Annotated in this window: 14 protein-coding genes, 1 other RNA gene and 1 riboswitch; of the genes, 5 read left to right on the top strand and 10 right to left on the bottom strand. The window is 51.5% G+C overall.

Going from position 1 to position 18216, the window contains the following annotated elements; all coding sequences use genetic code 11:
- Nucleotides 1-6: 6 nt before the first annotated feature.
- Genes RAC89_RS13290 through RAC89_RS13280 form a run of 3 tightly spaced genes read right to left on the bottom strand, consistent with a single transcriptional unit; the run spans nucleotide 7 to nucleotide 3094 of the window.
- Entirely contained in the window at nucleotides 7-1050 is a 1044-nt protein-coding gene (locus tag RAC89_RS13290) for a FecCD family ABC transporter permease (RefSeq protein ID WP_306614011.1), read from the bottom strand.
- Nucleotides 1047-2048 carry a FecCD family ABC transporter permease gene (locus RAC89_RS13285; RefSeq protein WP_306616093.1) on the bottom strand — a complete coding sequence of 334 codons (1002 nt, stop codon included), beginning with the start codon at nucleotides 2046-2048 and terminating at the stop codon, nucleotides 1047-1049. Before RAC89_RS13285 ends, RAC89_RS13290 begins: the two co-directional genes overlap by 4 nt.
- A 29-nt stretch (nucleotides 2049-2077) precedes the next feature.
- Nucleotides 2078-3094: an ABC transporter substrate-binding protein gene (locus RAC89_RS13280; protein ID WP_306614010.1), complete on the bottom strand. Its 1017-nt coding sequence runs from the start codon at nucleotides 3092-3094 to the stop codon at nucleotides 2078-2080.
- A gap of 253 nt (nucleotides 3095-3347) precedes the next feature.
- A riboswitch (cyclic di-GMP riboswitch) is annotated at nucleotides 3348-3433 on the top strand.
- A gap of 80 nt (nucleotides 3434-3513) precedes the next feature.
- On the opposite strand from RAC89_RS13280, the gene RAC89_RS13275 reads away from it, so the two are divergent.
- Nucleotides 3514-4929 carry a methyl-accepting chemotaxis protein gene (locus RAC89_RS13275; protein ID WP_306614009.1) on the top strand — a complete coding sequence of 472 codons (1416 nt, stop codon included), beginning with the start codon at nucleotides 3514-3516 and terminating at the stop codon, nucleotides 4927-4929.
- A 64-nt stretch (nucleotides 4930-4993) separates the two neighbouring features.
- Here the strand turns inward: RAC89_RS13275 and RAC89_RS13270 are convergent, their stop codons facing one another.
- The 3 genes from RAC89_RS13270 to RAC89_RS13260 form a co-directional block, all read right to left on the bottom strand.
- Nucleotides 4994-5839 (bottom strand): AraC family transcriptional regulator, encoded by an 846-nt coding sequence (locus tag RAC89_RS13270; RefSeq protein ID WP_306614008.1) that lies wholly within the window; start codon nucleotides 5837-5839, stop codon nucleotides 4994-4996.
- A 33-nt stretch (nucleotides 5840-5872) separates the two neighbouring features.
- Complete coding sequence (locus RAC89_RS13265) at nucleotides 5873-6565, bottom strand: phytanoyl-CoA dioxygenase family protein (protein ID WP_306614007.1); 693 nt, start codon at nucleotides 6563-6565, stop codon at nucleotides 5873-5875.
- 206 nt (nucleotides 6566-6771) lie between these two features.
- Complete coding sequence (locus RAC89_RS13260; protein ID WP_306614006.1) at nucleotides 6772-7923, bottom strand: YecA family protein; 1152 nt, start codon at nucleotides 7921-7923, stop codon at nucleotides 6772-6774.
- A gap of 338 nt (nucleotides 7924-8261) precedes the next feature.
- Between RAC89_RS13260 and RAC89_RS13255 the strand changes: the two genes are divergently transcribed.
- The 4 genes from RAC89_RS13255 (at nucleotide 8262) to RAC89_RS13240 (ending at nucleotide 13588) form a co-directional block, all read left to right on the top strand.
- Entirely contained in the window at nucleotides 8262-11630 is a 3369-nt protein-coding gene (locus RAC89_RS13255) for an S-layer homology domain-containing protein (protein WP_306614005.1), read from the top strand.
- A gap of 235 nt (nucleotides 11631-11865) precedes the next feature.
- Nucleotides 11866-12132 (top strand): AbrB/MazE/SpoVT family DNA-binding domain-containing protein, encoded by a 267-nt coding sequence (locus RAC89_RS13250; RefSeq protein WP_373429922.1) that lies wholly within the window; start codon nucleotides 11866-11868, stop codon nucleotides 12130-12132.
- Entirely contained in the window at nucleotides 12132-12533 is a 402-nt protein-coding gene (locus RAC89_RS13245) for a type II toxin-antitoxin system death-on-curing family toxin (protein ID WP_306614003.1), read from the top strand. Before RAC89_RS13250 ends, RAC89_RS13245 begins: the two co-directional genes overlap by 1 nt.
- 455 nt (nucleotides 12534-12988) lie before the next feature.
- Nucleotides 12989-13588 (top strand): hypothetical protein, encoded by a 600-nt coding sequence (locus tag RAC89_RS13240; RefSeq protein WP_306616091.1) that lies wholly within the window; start codon nucleotides 12989-12991, stop codon nucleotides 13586-13588.
- Nucleotides 13589-13606: 18 nt separating this feature from the next.
- Here the strand turns inward: RAC89_RS13240 and ssrA are convergent.
- From ssrA to RAC89_RS13220, 4 genes are all read right to left on the bottom strand, one after another.
- Nucleotides 13607-13968, bottom strand: a transfer-messenger RNA (tmRNA) gene (gene ssrA, locus RAC89_RS13235).
- A gap of 228 nt (nucleotides 13969-14196) precedes the next feature.
- Entirely contained in the window at nucleotides 14197-14676 is a 480-nt protein-coding gene (gene smpB, locus RAC89_RS13230; RefSeq protein ID WP_284643439.1) for an SsrA-binding protein SmpB, read from the bottom strand.
- A 141-nt stretch (nucleotides 14677-14817) separates the two neighbouring features.
- Nucleotides 14818-17337, bottom strand: a complete 2520-nt coding sequence (gene rnr / locus RAC89_RS13225) for a ribonuclease R (RefSeq protein ID WP_306614001.1) — start codon at nucleotides 17335-17337, stop codon at nucleotides 14818-14820.
- 23 nt (nucleotides 17338-17360) lie between these two features.
- The gene (locus tag RAC89_RS13220) at nucleotides 17361-18164 is read right to left on the bottom strand and encodes an alpha/beta hydrolase (RefSeq protein ID WP_306613999.1); all 804 of its coding nucleotides are present in this window, start codon (nucleotides 18162-18164) and stop codon (nucleotides 17361-17363) included.
- Nucleotides 18165-18216: the final 52 nt, after the last annotated feature.

The following is an 18216-nucleotide window of genomic DNA, read 5'->3' as shown; positions in this document are numbered from 1 at the left end:
TCTCTCCTATTTGGAATTGCGCTTGGTGTACAGCAAATAGATAAAGAAGGGAGCGCCTACAGCCGAGGTAAATACGCCTACCGGAATATCGAGCGGAAGGAAGAAGGTTCTCCCGGCCAGATCAGCCAGCATAACAATCGCGCCGCCCAGCAAGGCGGAGACGGGAAGCACACTCTCGAAGCTGGAGCCCACCAGCTTGCGGGCCATATGCGGGGCTATCAAGCCGACAAACCCGATCCCTCCGGCTACGGACACGGCCGAGCCCGCCAAGGCTACACTGATGAACAGCAATACCAAGCGGTTTCGTTCAACCCGGCTTCCTGCGCTTGCCGCGACGTCATCCCCGAGCTGGCCGATGTTCACATGGCGGGCCATCAGGAAGGAGAGAGGAATCAGAATCATCGTCCAAGGCAGCACCGTCAGGACATTCTCCCAATTGGAGGCGTACACCGAGCCTGTCAGCCATAGGTACGCCTGGCTCACATCCTTGTTCTCGCTAAAGACGATCATCATCGTGGTGGCAGCCGACGTCAGGGACGACATCCCGATTCCGACCAGAATGAGCCGGATGGGGGTAACCCCTTTTTTCCAGGCAAGCAAATACAAGACGACCGATACAACACCCGCGCCTAGCATCGCGCTGACCGGCAGCCAGCGAATGCTGAACGCGCCGGCGGTTAACGTCAGGAAGGACACCGCTGCAACGGAGGCTCCTCCGGTAACGCCCATGATATCGGGTGACGAGAGCGGATTCCGGATGATCCCTTGCAGGATGGCGCCCGCCGCTGCCAAGGAGCTCCCAACCAGCAGGGAAATGACAATCCGGGGAAGCCGCAGCTTCTGGATGACCATGGAATGCTCTTCGGCCCCCATGCCGAACACGCTTCGAATGACATCGGCAGGAGAAATGTACATCTCCCCCATACCTGTGCTAACCACGGCAATGAGGATACAAGCAGCCAGCAAAACGAAGGTTGTCACAACCGTTCGCTTATGAAGCAAAAAGGAAATTCCCCGACGCCGGAACCGAACAGGAACATGCTGCATCATGCTTTGGCCAGCCCCCTTCGCGCGATATAAATGAAAAACGGGGCGCCGATCGCGGCCGTCATCACGCCTACCGGCATTTCCGAGGGAATCATAATAAATCTTGCGACCACATCCGCCAGAAGAAGCAGGGTCGCACCGAGCACGGCACAATACGGAATGACCCACCGATGATCCGTTCCACCGATATAACGCGCAATATGCGGAATTACAATCCCGATAAAACCAATAGGTCCCGCTACCGAAACGGAGCCGCCCGCAAGGACGACGATAATGATCCCGGCCGTCAGCTTGACCCACATCGTCCTTTGTCCTAAGCCTTTCGCCGTATCCTCGCCCATCAGGAGCAAATTCATATCTCTCGCAATGAACCATGCGACCGCCCAGCTCACGGCCATATAAGGAAATACGGCCATAATCATATCGGGAGAGCGGCCCGCAATCGTTCCCGTCAGCCAATACAGCACCGTTCCGAGGCCTTGCTTGTTCAGCACCAGAATCGCTTGGGTAAACGATGCGAATAAGGCGGACATGGCAGCGCCGGCGAGTACGATTTTGAGAGGAGTCAAGCCGTCTCTGCCCATTGAGCCCAGCACGTAAACGAACACAGCTGCCAGGGCAGCTCCTATGAAGGAGATCCACATCAGCCATTGCATGGATGAAATCGAGAAGGCGATGGCTGCAAGGACGACGAAGAAGGTAGCCCCGGCATTCACTCCTAGCACACTGGGCGAAGCGAGCGGATTGCGTGTCAGCGTCTGCATCAGCGTGCCCGCGATGGCAAGGCTGGCCCCTATGGCTGCGGCAATGCAAGCCCTCGGCACACGAGTAGTGCGGATAATGATTTGGTCGGCGACATTCTCATCGTAGTGAAAGACGGACGCCCAGGCGGTATGCCAATCGTATTGGGTCGCACCGAAAAGGATGCTGGAGACAAAGCTCAGCAGCAGGACCAGCAGGAGAGCCAGCAGACCGCCGGCCTTCGCTACAGTCGAATGCATCAGATTCATGGTGAAACGCTCCCTAGGAACTACTTGATTTCAAAATAATGGTAGAGGTCATCCAGCATTGCCTTTGCCGCCATGGACCCGCCGGCCAAGTTCCAGGTGATCGTGTCGACCTTGTAGTACTTCCCGTTCTTGACACCCTTCAGGCTCTTCCAGAGAGGATGGGAGGTCCAATCGTTTTGTGATTTGGCTACCGTCGGCTCATTCTCATTGAGTCGGGTAATATCGAATATGTAGTCCCCATCCAGCTGCGACATCTGCTCCTTCGAGGTGAGGTTCACCACGGCCTTGCCTTCCACCATTTGCGCCTTCGGACGAGGCAATCCTAGCTCCTTGAAGATCGTGCCGGCAAACCCTGTCGCATAGAAGCGCGCGCTGCCGTCCCGTTCGAACCGGACAATCGATACCTCCGATTTGGCCAGCTTATCTCCCGCCTTCTGTTTAAACTCCGCCACACGGCGATCCCATTCGCTAAGAATCTTCGCGCCTTCCTCCTGCTTGTAGAGCGCATCGGCTGCGATCTTCAGGTTCGCCTTCCAATCGAAAATCTCTTCCGTCATAATCGTCGGGGCAATGCTCTCCAGCTGAGGATAAATCTTCTCATGGCGATTTTTCGTTCCGATAATCAAATCCGGCTTGAGCGCGATAATGGCCTCTACATTGGGCTGGGTTTCCTCGCCGAGGTTTTTCACCCCGTCCATCTGCGCCCGCAAATAGTTGTACCACGGCTTCTCTTCCCACGACTCTACCGAGCCGACAGGCTTCACACCCAGATGAAGCGAAATATCCGTCATCCCGTTGAAAAGAACGACCACCCGTTCCGGCTTTTTCTTTAAGGTTGCCGTTCCCATGGCATGCTTAATGATTTTTTCCCCTGTTGCGGCTGTACTCGCCCCGCCCTGGTCCTTCGATTTCCCCGCTTCCGGAGAAGCTGCCTGATTAACGACTGTTCCCGCCGATCCTCCCGGTGCCGCTGTACTTCCGCAGGCAGAAACCGCCAACGCCAGTACAAATAGGACCATCCATCGTAAAGCCTTCATATTGTTGCTTCCTCCTTAACCACAGCTAATGCAGACAATGCAGTTCGGACTGCGTTTGCTTCGGTGTATTGTATTGATAATAATTATCATTATCATTATAGGATGCGTTTTTTCCAAAGTACATATCTTTTTTTATCCGTTTGCTTTACTGAATTTATCTCAACCAACGAGAAATTTGTCGATTTTTGTTGATAATTTCTAAAGTACACTTTATACTATGGGGGATTAGGTCCTTTCTACTAAATCGAATATTCTTCGTCAACGGCAAACCCCTCGAAAGGCGGGGACGCAAAGCTACGGGTCTAAGGTTTCATTAACTACGATCGCCGGGCTACCGAAGCTGCATGAAAACCGGCTTCCTGGCGGTTTTTTTATTTACATTGATACCCAGTCATACAAAAATCGGGAGGCCAACATCCATGAGACTGAAGACGAAGCTTCTACTTGTTCTTGCAACACTGCTTAGCATGATTGTTTTCATTGGGGTTTATTTTTACATTAACACCGAACACAACCAGAAGATGTACGATGCCCTCTTGCAAAAGCAGGAGTACCGGTTTCACATGAAATCCATTCAATTTCGGTTAACGGGCTTATCCAATGACGAGAGAGGCTTCCTCCTTCAAGGTGATGCAAGCTACCTGCCGGAAATGAAAGCGAAGACCGCCGATATTGACGGTTATTTGCAAACGCTTCGCAGAATGAAGGAGCTCGGTCCTGAGGAGCAGCAGACGATCGATAAAATCAGCCGAAACTTCATTAACTTCTCCGCCGCCAGCAAAAAAGTTCTCGACGCGTACAATCAAGGCAATCCGGCCGAAGCGCTGAAGCTTCATTTTGGCGAAGAGCGCGAGGCCCGTAAGGAGCTGGATCCGATCATAGCCGATTCACTTAACAGTCTGAATGATCAGATCGCCGTCTCCCTTCAGGAACTGGAAGCCAAGCAAAGCTTGAATCAAACCATTATTATTACTATCATCATCGTTTGCTTGGCCATTAGTGCAGCCTTCGGATGGATCATGCTGAACAATTTGCGCTCTGTGATCCGAACCGTAATGGCCTCCGCGCAGAATGTTTCCGCTTCGGCACAGCAGATTTCGGCCAGCACCGAGGAGATTGCCAGCGGCGCCAACGATCAATCCCAATCCGCACAGCACATGACGGAGCTGATTACGGAGCTCTCCATTGCAATCAACTCAGTGGCGGAGAACGCGGAGCAGGCCGCCGAATTTTCCAGCCAAACCGTCTCCATTGCCAAGGAGGGCGGGGAAGCGGTACGCAACTCGATTACCGGCATGGATCAGGTAAGCCGTCAAATGTCCAAGCTGGAGCAGGATTCCGCTACCATCGGTGACATTATTGAGGTTATTGACGAAATTGCGGACCAAACGAATCTGCTGGCGTTGAATGCCGCCATTGAGGCCGCCCGCGCGGGAGAACACGGCCGGGGCTTCGCCGTTGTCGCCGATGAGGTGCGTAAGCTGGCCGAACGCAGCCGGGAAGCCACGAAGCAAATTTCCGGAATCATCAAGGGGATGCAGCACAACACCGAGCTGAGTGTTCTTGCCGTGAAGGAGGGAGTGGCCTTGTCGCAGATGACAGGAGAGTCCTTCGAGCGCATTATTGCGAAGCTGAACGAAACCGCAAGCAAGGTGGTGGAAATTGCCGCTGCCTGTGAGGAGCAAGCCGCTCAATCGGGCGATGTGCTGCGTTCGGTAGAGAGCATCTCCGCCGTAACGGAAGAGACCGCCGCCAGCGTCGAGGAGAATTCGGCGACCTCGCAATCGCTTGCCCAGATGGCGGAAGCCTTGTCCGAATCGATTGCGAAAATTTAAACGTACAAAGGCACGGTACCGTAGGAAAAACGGCCCGTGCCTTTTGTCAATGAATCGAGCGATACTACGGCCTCTGTGATTGTCTAGCATAGGACGACGGAGTCATTCCGGTGATCCGCTTGAAAATACGACTGAAGTAAAATTCGTCCTCATATCCGACTAACTTTGAAATATCGGTTAAAGCCAAGCCTGAGCTCCCCAACAATTCCTTCGCTTTGCTAACCCGCAACCGTATCAGATAATCCTTCGGAGCGAAACCGGTGAGCCGCTTGAACTGCCGCGAGTAATAACCGGTGCTGAGCCCTGCCGTCTTGGCCAACTGTTCAATGGTCAACGGAGATTGATAATGATCGTCGATATACCTGAGAGTAAATTGAATCACTGTATCAGCGTTGTTGCTGTACTGTTGTTCGTACATATTGTCGATTAAGGAAAGCCACAGCTCACGAAACGCCAGATTGCAGCGGTATTGGGAGATAGGATCGTAGGTTTTCCACAATTGAAACACTCTATCAAACCATCTGCGGACTTCGGCAGGCCGTATCGTCATCATCATGCCGCGTAAGGGAGCGAGCCCGTTGTCCGGAGCCTCAGAGATCCACTCCAGCTTATCCTTATAACAAACTCGATAATCGAACCTGATATGGTAAATTTCAACGTCCTCCGAATCTGAAACCGACCACTCAAAGGTCGTATCGGGAACGAACACCATGACCGATCCTGCTTCCAAAGCATACTTGACGTTATTCATCACATAGAAGCCGGAACCTCTTACTATAAAGTGAATGGAATGAATCTTATGAACGTATGGCGCTTGGTACGAACCGGCCTTGAGGATCGTGTTTCCGGCAAAGGTAATCGAGAAAACCGACCTATGGAGATAATCGGCCAACTGAGTCGCATTGATCAATACCTATTCACTCCTTGTATATCAAGAGCATACTCAGAGCGCAGAACGCAGGATTACGTGCTGCTTCCCCCGCCCTATCGGTACCGTCGCCTCCTGATAAGAAACAATGAACGCGCGTCGAACATGATCTGTTTCGTTGCCTTTTGAGGAATGCCATGTCAGCGCGTTAAAAAGAAGCATAGAGCCCGCCTTCATCGGTACCGGTACGGCTTTGGACAAGTCCACCTGCTCCTCATCCAGCGCCCTCCGGCAAGTGCCATGATCCTTCACGGCATATGGCAGCAATCCTCGCTTGTGGCTTTCTGGAACGACCCATAAACAACCGTTTCGCTCATCGGTATCCTGAAGCGGCACCCATATCGACATTCGCGTATCGCTTTTCACCACTTCCGAATAATAGGCGTCGTCTTGATGCCAGTGACAAACTGACGTGCTGTGCGGAAGCTTAGTTAAGAGCTTCGAGGAAAAGATGGAAATCCCCGGTTTCACGATATCCTCAATAAAGTTCAAAATCCGCTCGTCCTGGGCGAATTGCTTGGTCTTGTCTGTCAGCATCGCCAGCTGATAAGTAAATCCCTCGTGTTCCCCCGACTTCTGGACGGGTTCTTCACATTCGTCAAGCTCTTTGTTCATCTCACTCAATTCGTCTGGCGAAAAAAAACTCGAAATGACCACATAACCAAGTTCATCATAATGGTTTTTCTCTTCAGCCGTCAATTTTCTCATCTTACTCACTCCTTATGAAATCGCTTTACTGCATTGTAGCACTAGGCTTTACGCTTCCGCCATGGAGAAATACGATCATGAATCTGGACAAATCGAACTTCTTCGGGCATCGATGCGCCGGGTCGGCAAAAGAGGCTGCAGATAAAAAACAAAAAGGCACCGACCCCTAAGGTCAGTGCCCCTTGCTGTATGGATACTAGGCGCAGCTAGCTAAGACAGCATTTTTTGAACTTTTTCCCGCTTCCGCATGGACAAGGGTCATTACGGCCCACTTTCTTCTTGGTTTGAAAGCTGTACACGGTTCCTTCTGTACCGGTTCCAACTTGATGCGAACCACCTTGTATCAAAGGAGAAGGCGCTTGCGGGATCGACTGCTTCCGTTCATTCCGGGAAAGCTCTTGGGGTGTATATCCTTTCAGCTCCCATAGCCGCGTATTGTTCATAAGCACCATTAATACATCTAGCAGCTGCTGCACCAGCTGCATGTCCTTAAAGTCCAACTCGTCCTGTAAAGCCGATACCAGCTCGGAGGGCGATTCTCCCCGTTGGATACGGTCCACAAGCTCTGCGGTCATCAGATCCGCTTCCTCCGCTTCCATAGTCCAATGCTTTTTTATAAAGGAAACAAACGATACATAACCCGCATGGCGATCGACAAATCCGTCAGCCGAAGCACTCAGCACCTGGGCCTTCGTGAATGGATAATAATCAAGCTCCGGTCTATTGCTCTGTTCCCCTAGGATCCGCTTCGGGTCATCGACCGTGTAGTGGGAGAAGCCGTGCGGACCGTGACTCACACTTCCGTCGTACTGTTCCAGCTCCGATATCATGTGCTCATACTCGTTACCATCGATGCTTTGACCCGTGTAATGCTCTATCTTTTCCTTGAGCTCTTGGCCTCCCATGCACCCGTAATAATAGAGAAGTCCTTGAGTCAGCTTAACCCAATCCGTATTTCGATCCAGGATCATTTTCAAACGTTTCGGGTCGTAACGACGCAAGCCTTCCCTAATTTCTTCGGACAGGTGGACTGTATCGTTCTTAATTAACAACAAGCCATAGGCTTGGAAATACGCGGGGTCATAATTCTCGTCATTCACCATCTCGCTAAGCGGCACTTTGCAGCCCGGCGCTTTCGAGACTTTATCCAATACGTTGTATCGGTTGTGGTCCAGCTTTTCCAAATGCTGATTCAGATGCTGCATCATATAAGAATACAAGCGTTGAACCAGGTCCGCTTTGTTCAACTGGCTTGCCTGTTGAATATTCAACGTTCGGCGAATGTTATGAAGCTCGTCCTTGGTGAGCGAGGTCAACAACTCGGTTAACGACATCATGCTTTCTTCAACAATTAGCATTTAAACCAATACTCCTTCTTTCTCTCACAGCCTTATTAAAAATATTATTATACTAGGCTTCCTGTAACTTTTACAAGTTTTTATGCGGAGAAACCTATTACCAGCCCGCCTATTTCCCTTCGCAACCGCTCATGTGAAGCATGTCGAAATTGAAGTATTCTTGCCGAAATTCAAGAATTATTTACTGTTACTTTACTATTTCCACTGCTATTATACTTCTTAAGACCTAAACCACATAACGATTTTCACAGGATATCTAGTACGGGGGGAGGACATATCGGAGACAGAGCAAGATTTGAAATGCTGTGAGGTTATCGAACTTACGAGGAGAGAAGAGAATGTCAACAAAACTACGCAATTCGGTGAAAACTAGAGCGGTTGCTATGCTGATGAGCTTTCTTATGATCATGGCTTATCTGGTGCCATTTGCCGCAGGCAGCCGCAGCGCTTATGCGGAACCGACTCCCTATACCCCGCTTCCGGAGGTATCCCCGGCTTATACGGGTCCATTGACCTGGATGAACCATACGGCTCCGTTAATGTCACCAGGCCAACCGCCGGTCATGGGCAGCTACACCGTCCCGTTTTTTATGGACATAGATGATAACGATACGATCTATGTGACCAAGTTTGGCGGCACGTTAGGCTCGGGCGGTAAAGTGGAGAAAATATCAAGCGACGGCCAAACGGTCACCGATATTACCTACAATGCTGCCGTGATCTTTCCCATAGGCATCGCGGTGGACCAACACGGAAATGTTTACGTGGCCGATAACAGCAAGTCCACAAGCAATTCTGCAGGCACCAATACAGCTAGGATTTTAAAGCTGCCTTACGGAACCAATTCTTGGGAAAACATTACTTACGGTCAATCTATGAATTACGCCTACGGCGTGGCGGTCGATAAGTATGGCAACGTGTATGCGGTCGACGGCAAATCTGATACCGATTCAGTGGCAACGCCGCATATAATTAAGCTGCCTGCGGGAGGCACATCGTGGGTCAACATTTCGGGTAGTCCGTCGCCGTTCGTTTACCCTGTCGATATTGCGGTTGACGGCGAAGGCAATGTTTTCGTCAGTGACTTAACGAATACGAGTGTCATTAACAACACGAAAATATTTAAGCTTCCTTTCGGGGAAACCACTTGGACGAACATTGCCCCGACATCTCCCGCAGGAGCCATGCCGTTCATTGCTTACGGCATCCATGTCGATAAATTCGATAACTTATATACGATGAGTATCGGCATCAGTAAAGCCATGGAGCTGAAATATAATGGGGGCACCAACGATTGGAAAGAGGTTCCTGCCATGACTCTAACCTCCAGCATGAGTTACGATGTTGCCGCAGACAGCTCCGGTTATTTGTACGCCACGAATTTAGGTCTCGGCAACATCACCAAGCTGATGGCGTCTGTCATTTATAACGGCAGCGGCAATACGGGCGGAACGGTTCCGAACGACACGGCCGGGTACGGACCGAACGTTGTCGCTACTGTATATGGCAATACAGGCAATCTGGTGAAAACGGGGCATGTATTTGGGGGCTGGAGCACCTCGCCTAACGTGACGGAGGCCACTTATGCAGCAGGCGATACAATCAACATGACGCAAAGCGTAGCGCTGTATGCCGTTTGGAAGCCTCTGATGACAGTCACCTATAACGGTAATGGCAATACAGGCGGAAGCATGCCGGTTGACGCGAATGAGTACACTCAGGGCCAAACAGCAACGGTGCTTGGCAATACAGGCAATCTCGTGAAAGCGGGTTATGTGTTTGATGGCTGGAGCACGACGCCAAATGCGACAGAAGCCTCTTATACGGCAGGTGGCACCATCAACATGACGCAAAGCGTAACGCTGTATGCCGTTTGGAAGGCAATCCCTACGTACACGGTATCCTACCAGGCTGCAGCAGGCGGTAGTATCAACGGTTCGGGCAGCGAAACGGTTTACAGTGGTCACTCCCCGGCTTCCGTGCCGACAGCAACTCCAGATCCGGGCTATACCTTCCTTGGCTGGAGCAACGATGGAGGAACGACACTGCTTACTGACGCTCAATTGGCATCTATTATTGTAACGAGCAATAGTACGTATACAGCTTACTTTAAGCCGCCTGTAACCTTGTCAAGTCTTGCTCTGGACAGTGTTAGCTATTCGCTTAGTACAGGCGCTACGCATCAAACGGTAGTGACTGCAATATACTCCGACCAGAGCACTTCTGTGGTTTCCTCAGGAGCTTCGTATTCCTCGAGCAATGCGGCTGTCGCTACGGTAAACAATACGGGTCTAGTGACCGCTGTTTCAAGCGGGCAAACGGTTATTACCGCTGAATTCGGAGGTAAACAAGCTAAAGTGACCGTAACAGTTGATGAATCCTCTTCGGATTCATCTTCAGGTAGTCCGGGCGTCATCTCAGGCAGCCCCTCGGGCACGAACAATAACTCGAAACCGGGTGTTGAGGTCATTGTCGACGGAGTGAAGCAGGAGCAACTGGCAACCATTCAGCAAGATACAATGAACGGACGAACCGTTGCAACCGTTGTGCTGGATAGCCAGAAGGTAATCGATAAGCTTCAGCAGGAAAACAACAAGCTTCTGACCATTCCATTAAGCGGAGACAGCCAGATTGTTGTCGGCCAACTGAAAGGCAGCTTGGTTAAGGCGATGGAATCGAATCAAGCACAGATTCAGATCGTTACCGAAAAGGCTACTTATACGCTCCCGGCGTCACAAATCAATATCGATAGCATTTCCGCGCAGGTTGGAGCCGGCGTGAAGCTTGAGGACATTACCGTTCGTATTCAAATCTCCGAAACGTCCGGTGACAAAGCGGCACAGGTACAAACGGCTGCGCAGCGCAATCAATTCGAGGTTGTCGTGCAACCGGTCGACTTTGAAATTTCCGCTTCCTACGGTTCGCAAACAGTACAAGCGAATCAATTCAACAGCTACGTCGGACGGATGATCGCCCTCCCTGATGGGGTCAATTCGCAAAACATAACGACAGGTGTTGTCCTGTCGACTAACGGTGAACTGCTCCACGTACCGACCATCGTCGTGCAGCAAAACGGTAAACCGTATGCGCTCATTAACAGCTTGACCAACAGCACGTATTCCGTCATTTATAACCCTCGTGAAATGAACGATGTGAAGGGTCACTGGGCGAATGCCGATGTGAATGACATGACCTCCCGTCTGATCATCCAGGGCGTAACGTCAACGGAGTTCCGTCCGAACGCGCCGATTACGAGAGCGGAATTTGCAGCAATCGCCACTCGCGGGCTGGGCATTCAAGGCACGCCGTATGCAGGCACCTTTACCGATGTCTCGGCAAACAGCTGGTACGCAGGAGCAGTGCAGGCCGCAGTCCATTACAAGCTGATGGACGGTTATGAAAATGGGACGTTCCGTCCGGATCAAAACATTAGCCGGCAAGAAGCAACGGCTGTACTGTCCCGCGCGGCGGCTATTGCGAAATTGAAATCGGAATTGTCTTCCGATGAGGTCCACCGCCTGTTGTCCACTTTTGCGGACGGCAGCGATGTAGCAAGCTGGGCGCAGACGAACGTCGCCGCTGCCATCAGTCTTAACCTTATGAACGGCCGAGGCGACAAGCTTGATCTTGAAGCTACTCTGACTCGTGGGGAAACGGCAGCTCTTGTACGCCGCTTCCTGCAGGCTGCGAAGTTGATTAATCCATAAAGCTTTTCCCGGAAGGGCTGTCCCGAGCAAGCAAATCTGCTTTGGGGCGGCCCTTTTTTGGGTAATGAAAAAGAGCACCTCAACGGTGCTCTTGCATAAACCTTATGGAGACGCGGAGAATTGAGCCCCAGTCCGAAGATAACGCCACATAACACTCCACAAAATAATTATGCCTTTAAAATGTTATTACTGTATAATTGTTATAACAGTTGAATAGTATGAATAGGGGGAAATAATGTTGGCAAAGGTGATCGATATGGAGCGTAAAGTCTCAAAGTTCGGCAACAGTCTTGGAATCACGATGACGGATGCTCTGAAGCAGCTTGGTCTCGAAGCAGGTGATTCCGTTCAAATCGACGTAAGAGCGAGCGATGGGGAAATCGTCATTAAAAAGCTAACCAAGGTAAATCTGCCTACTGGACTGAGTCCAGACTTTTTAGAAACACTTGATCAAGTCATCCATGAATATGATGACACACTGAAAGGCCTTAAGGATCGATAATGACCACATTGCGATATCTTTCTGCTCAAGAAGTCATAGCTATTAATGTTGCCATGATCCAAAGATATAGTCCTGGTGAGCAAATAGGTGTAAAAAGCAGTGCTATGCTTGAATCTGCAATTCAACGCCCGATGTCATCCGCCTTTGGTGAAGACGCTTATCCTACCGTCTTCGAAAAGGCGGCAGCACTGTTTGAATCATTGGGACAGAATCATCCTTTTCAGAATGCTAACAAACGAACAGCCTTTACGGCACTAGTTATTTATCTCAGATACAATGGTTTCATATTGATCATGGACACGAAAGCTGCCGAGGATTTTACCGTCGATATGGTCAATCATAAATTTACATTTGCGGAGTTAGCAGGTATCATTCAGAGTCATTCACAGAAGAATGCATGAAAAAACACCATCGCATCGGATGGTGTTTTTGTCTTTATGGAGACGAGGGGAGTCGAACCCCAGTCCGAAGATAACCACTTTAGCTGCGCTTCGCGGTGGGTGTAGCCACAGTTTTGATGTCACCCTAGAATTGCCCCGTAACCACCCGATGGTTAAACCTTCGAGGGTCGTATATAATGGTTGGTATAGGGCTCTAAGGAGGGATCGCATGCGGAAGCTATCACTTCAAGATATTCAAAATAAACTCATAAATAGCAACCCAGATGTAAACTTGGCAGTAGCTAAATTCCGAGAAAAGACAAAGGAACAGGGATGGTCCTTATCCCGTAATCGCCCTAGGTCGGAAGATGAAGTCAAAGCTTTAAACTATCTCGCCCGGACTACTCTCCGAGAAGGCCTCCGTTCAGGCACCATTGTTTATGATAAAGCAAAGAGGGTGCTACGGATTGACCAATATGCAAGAAGCTAGAGAAGCCCTTGAACAGCTTCAAGATAAAACGAAATTTGAGAAGATGCTTCACACTGCCGCAATCATTACAGAGCTACTTCTCCCCCAAGGCATTCGACCTATTATTGTTGGAGGTCTCTCCGTAGAAATTTATACTTTAAATGGTTATGCCACCCAAGACATTGATTTTGTTATGGATGGGTATGACCTGGCTGGAGAGGTACTTGGTTCTTTAGGTTTTACAAAATTAGGCAAAAATTGGACCCATGCAAACCTAGGAGTCTCTGTAGAGATACCGTCAAATTTTTTGGCTGGGGACTATAATAAAGTAACGGAGCTTACTGTTGCTGATAAAGCAGTCTATGTAATCGGGATCGAAGACATTATTTTAGACCGACTGCGAGCCGCTGTTCATTGGAAATCAGGCGAGTCCCGTGAGTGGGGATACCGCATGCTGCTTATGTATTTCGAGGATTTAGACATGGAATACATCCAATCGCGTTTCGAACACCCTATGGAAAAGTATGAATTCAATCTGTGGATAAATGCAGCTATTCAAGAGAAGGCGCAAATCAATAATGGTTATGAAAAAGGCACCGACCATTAAGGTCAGTGCCTCTTTGCTTTATGGAGACGAGGGGAGTCGAACCCCTGTCCGAAGATAACGCCACATAAGCTTCTACGGGTGTAGCCACAGTTTTGATGTCACCCTAGAATCGCCCCGTAACCGGCTATCCTTTGGGTCAGCCTGATTGTCTTCTTCAGCTCACCGCAGGCGGAGATGAGACAGCGTATCCCACTAAGGTTGAGCCCCTATCCGGCCACATGGGCGATGGACGGTAGAAGCTTAGCACACAGGTTATTAAGCTGCTGCTAAAGTTGTACGTTGGTTGCCAGTTAATTGGCTGTAGCGTTGATAAAGCGGACGCGTCCCCACTACCCGCTACTCATGCTCGAACTATCCCCGTCGAATCCAAGAACGTCCCCGCATTAAGTAGTCGGCCATCCGTCTCCTGCCAAGGAGTCCGGACAGCCGATCATATACAAAAAAAGTTATCAACAGAAGTTTATCCCAAACATAAATCTTGATGCAAGAAGCATAACTACTAGCAACTACAAGACTTATTATAGCACAGCCCCGGCAAAAAGAAATCCTCAGATGCTGGGCAATCCTCCAACCGGATGACAATACTGGGAGCCCGATCCGGAAATGGGTTATCTTGCGATCTTCTGCTTCTCCCGCAGGGCCCGCTGAATATCGCGCTGCGCATCCTTCTTCGCTGCGGATTCACGCTTGTCGTACTGCTTCTTGCCCTTACCTAGCCCTACCAACAGCTTAGCGTAGCCATTGCGCACATATACCTTCAGCGGCACTATGGTGTAGCCCTCTTGCTTCGATTGACCCAGCAGCTTATTGATCTCGCCCTTCTTCATCAGCAGCTTCCGCGTACGCGTCGGGTCCGTAGGGTTGTGGCGATTCCCTTGCTCGAAGGGACTGATATGCATGTTGTGAATGAACGCTTCGCCATTGCGAATGGTTGCGAACGCATCGCCGATGTTGGCCTTGCCCGCCCGCAAAGACTTGATCTCAGTACCTGTCAGCACCAAGCCGCATTCATACGTATCTTCGATAAAATAATCATGCGACGCCTTCTTGTTCTGCGCCAGCACCTTGCCGTCTGCCTTCTTGCTCATCCGCGCGTTCACTCCTTCCCCAAGCGCTAACCCTACTAGGGATGGAGATAATTGTACCAGAATCCGCCCGGCAAAAGCAAGCGGCAACCCCGCCGATCCCAGCCCACGGGGGCTGTACCGGCCAGAGCTGCCGCCCTCGCGTCAGCGCTTCGCTACGCGCTTGCGCTTCGGCGGCTTCCCGCCGCCGCCGCCGGCGGCGCCGACCCCCTCGCGCGCCGCATCCAGCGCGCGCGCCTTGGTCGCGCCCGGGCCCTTGCCCCGGGCGCCTGCCGCTACCGGCTCACCAGCCGTGCCAGCTGCTGAGCCGCCTGCACCACGCGCGCCCCGCCCTGCAGGGGCTCCGGCGCGACCACCCCGGCTGCCCCCGCCGGCAGCCGAACCGCCACCGCGCCCACCGCGGCCGGCGCGTGCAGCACCTCCAGCGCCACGGCCCGCCGCAGCGGCCCCGCGCTCTCCGCGTCCGCCCCGCTTATCCTTGCGGACGGCCTTCAGTGCGTCAACCAGGCTCACCTTGGTCTTCCGCGGCTTCATATCGACCATCTCAAAATCGATGGTCTTCTCCTCCATGCTCACTCGGGCTACACGCACCTTCACTTCATCGCCGAGGCGATAAATCTTCGAGCTGCGTTCCCCGATCAGAGCATGCTGGGCGTCGTGGAAGTGGTAATAGTCGTCCGTCAGATCGCTCAGACGAATGAGTCCTTCCACCGTATTATCCAGCTCCACGAACATCCCGAAGCCCGTCACGCTGCTGATGATGCCGTCGAACTCCTGTCCGACCTTATCCATCATGAACTCTGCCTTCTTCAGCGCCTCAACCTCACGCTCCGCATCGACGGCGACACGCTCCCGCTCCGAGGACTGCTTGGCGATATCGTCCATCCGTGACGCCAAATATTCATGCCTTGCCTCACTCAGTGTCCCTGATTCAATCACCTCACGCATGACGCGGTGAATGACCAAGTCGGGATATCGGCGGATCGGCGAGGTGAAGTGGGAGTAATATTCCGCAGCCAGACCGTAATGACCCAGACTCTGCGAATCGTATTTCGCCTGCTTCATGGAACGCAGCATCACGGTGCTAATGACCGTTTCTTCCTTCGTACCCTTAATCTCTTCCAATAAGGACTGCAGCGCACGAGGATGCACCGTGTTGCCCTTGCCGCGCACCACGTACCCGAAGTTCGTAATGAACTCCATAAAGTGCTGCAGCTTCTCCGCATCCGGATCGTCATGGACACGGTACAGGAACGGAACCTTCATCCAGTGGAAATGCTCCGCCACCGTTTCATTTGCCGCCAGCATGAATTCCTCAATAATCTGCTCCGCCACCGTCCGGTCCCGTTTCACGATATCCGTCGGCTTGCCGTTCTCATCCACGAGGATCTTCGACTCCTGGAAGTCAAAATCAATCGCGCCCCGCTTCATCCGCTTCCGGCGCAGACGCATAGCAAGCTCTTCCATCAGCTTGAAATCGTCCATCAAATACGCGTAACGCTCCACGAGCTCCGGATGCTCATCCGGCTCGGTCAGAAGCAAGCGTACATTTTTATACGTCATCCGTTCACTCGTCTTGATCACACTGGCGAACACATCATGCCGAACGACATTCGCATCGGCGTCGAATTCCATTTCGCAAGACATCGTCAGACGATCCACACGCGGATTCAAGGAGCAAATCCCGTTGGACAACCGGTGCGGCAGCATTGGAATAACCCGGTCCACCAGATACACGGAGCAACCGCGGGCATACGCTTCCTGATCCAACGCCGAATCCTCTTTTACATAATAACCGACATCCGCAATGTGGACGCCCAGCAGAAGGTTTCCGTTCGGCAGAAGCTCTACATTGACCGCGTCATCCAAGTCCTTCGCATCTTCACCGTCGATGGTGACAATTCGCTTATGGCGCAGATCCCGTCGTCCTACGAGATCTTCCTCGGTGATCGTATCTGGCACCGCCGTCGCTTCCTCCATCACTTCATCCGGGAAGCCCTCAGGCAGCTGATGCCTGCGAATGACAGAAAGAATGTCGACACCAGGGTCGTTCTTGTGACCCAGAATTTCGATAACCTCTCCTTCTGCCGCCGCGCGTCCTTCCGGATAGTTTACGATCTTCACAACGACCTTATGGCCGTCCATGGCGCCGTGGAACGAATCCTTCGGGACAAAAATATCCCGAACCACCCGCTTGTCATCCGGAATCACGAAAGCATATTCCCCCTGCGAAGAGAAAAGCCCTACGATCTGCGTATTTCCCCGGCTGACCACACGAACCACCTCGCCCTCCAGCCGGCCTCCTGCCGGACTTTTGGACGTCACACGAACGAGAATGGTATCTCCATTCATGGCCGTATTCATATCGTTCGCATGAATGTACACATCCGGATGGTCGCGATCCTCTGGAATCAGGAACCCGAACCCCTTGGCATGCGCTTGCAGTCTTCCGCGGATCAAATTCATCCGCTCCGGCACACCGTAACGGTCATTGCGCGTGCGCATGATGAGTCCTTCTGATTCCAACTCGTTCAGAAGCTTCAAGAAGGCTTTAAACTCCTCGGCGCTCTCAATACCGAACTGCTTCTCCAGCTCGCTGTACGTCATCGGCTTATAAGCCGTCTCCTTCATAAAATCCACTAATTCTTGTTTTGTCACGTTCATCAGCTTCACCTGCCCTGTTCTCTTTATCTTATGTCAGTACACCCGTCAGCGCTTGTTCCATTTGTCCCGTTATTCTCCACATGGGCAAGGAATCGATACACATCCTCATACACCTGCTCCCGCTCCTCATCCAACAGAATAGCATGGGAGGTAAGCGAATAGTACGCAACCTGTCTGACGGGTGAGGATACGTGCTGATAAATGTAGCCCGCGCTTTTGGGATGCACGAGCCCGTCCAACTCTCCTTGTCCTACGAAGATAGGCGCCCTTACTCTATTTAACCCAGATTTCACCATCTTAAGCAGCTTGCGCAAATCCACCACGCACGGCACTGGGGTTTTGCTGTATGTACAAGCTTCTTCTATAATATGTGCAGCTACGGTAGGTTTTTTTTCAATGTATTTAATGACATACTGCAGCAGCACCGCGAAGATGGTCTTCTTGCTCATGAGGAATATCGGTGCAGCCAAGGAAACCACCGCATCCAGCTGCCGTTCCATCGAAAGCTTTAAAGCCAGCAGGCCGCCCATGGAATGCCCTAGCGCCACGATCTGTTTCGCTCCTTGCTCCTTCATAGCGTCGTAGACCTTCGTTACATGCCCGGACCAATCCTTCCACCCGGTGCGGATCATTTCCTCTGGTGTGGTCCCATGCCCGGGGAGAAGTACTCCATGTACAGTATAGCCCAAATCATTCAAGTAATAGCCGAGCCGGCGAAATTCCGAAGGAGATCCCGTAAAGCCGTGAATCATAAGAAGATGCGTATCCGCCCTCTTGCCCGATCCCTCCAGCTTAAAAGGCTCCGTTGTCTTGTATATCCGTTCCATAGCCTGTCCACCTGCCAGCATAAAAAAAAACAGCAGGTATAGCTTTCCCCTG

This window comes from Paenibacillus sp. GD4 (assembly GCF_030846225.1).
Classification (GTDB): domain Bacteria; phylum Bacillota; class Bacilli; order Paenibacillales; family NBRC-103111; genus Paenibacillus_G; species Paenibacillus_G silviterrae.
The sequence above is the reverse complement of the archived record's forward strand: the minus strand, read 5'-3'. Positions and strand labels throughout refer to the sequence as shown.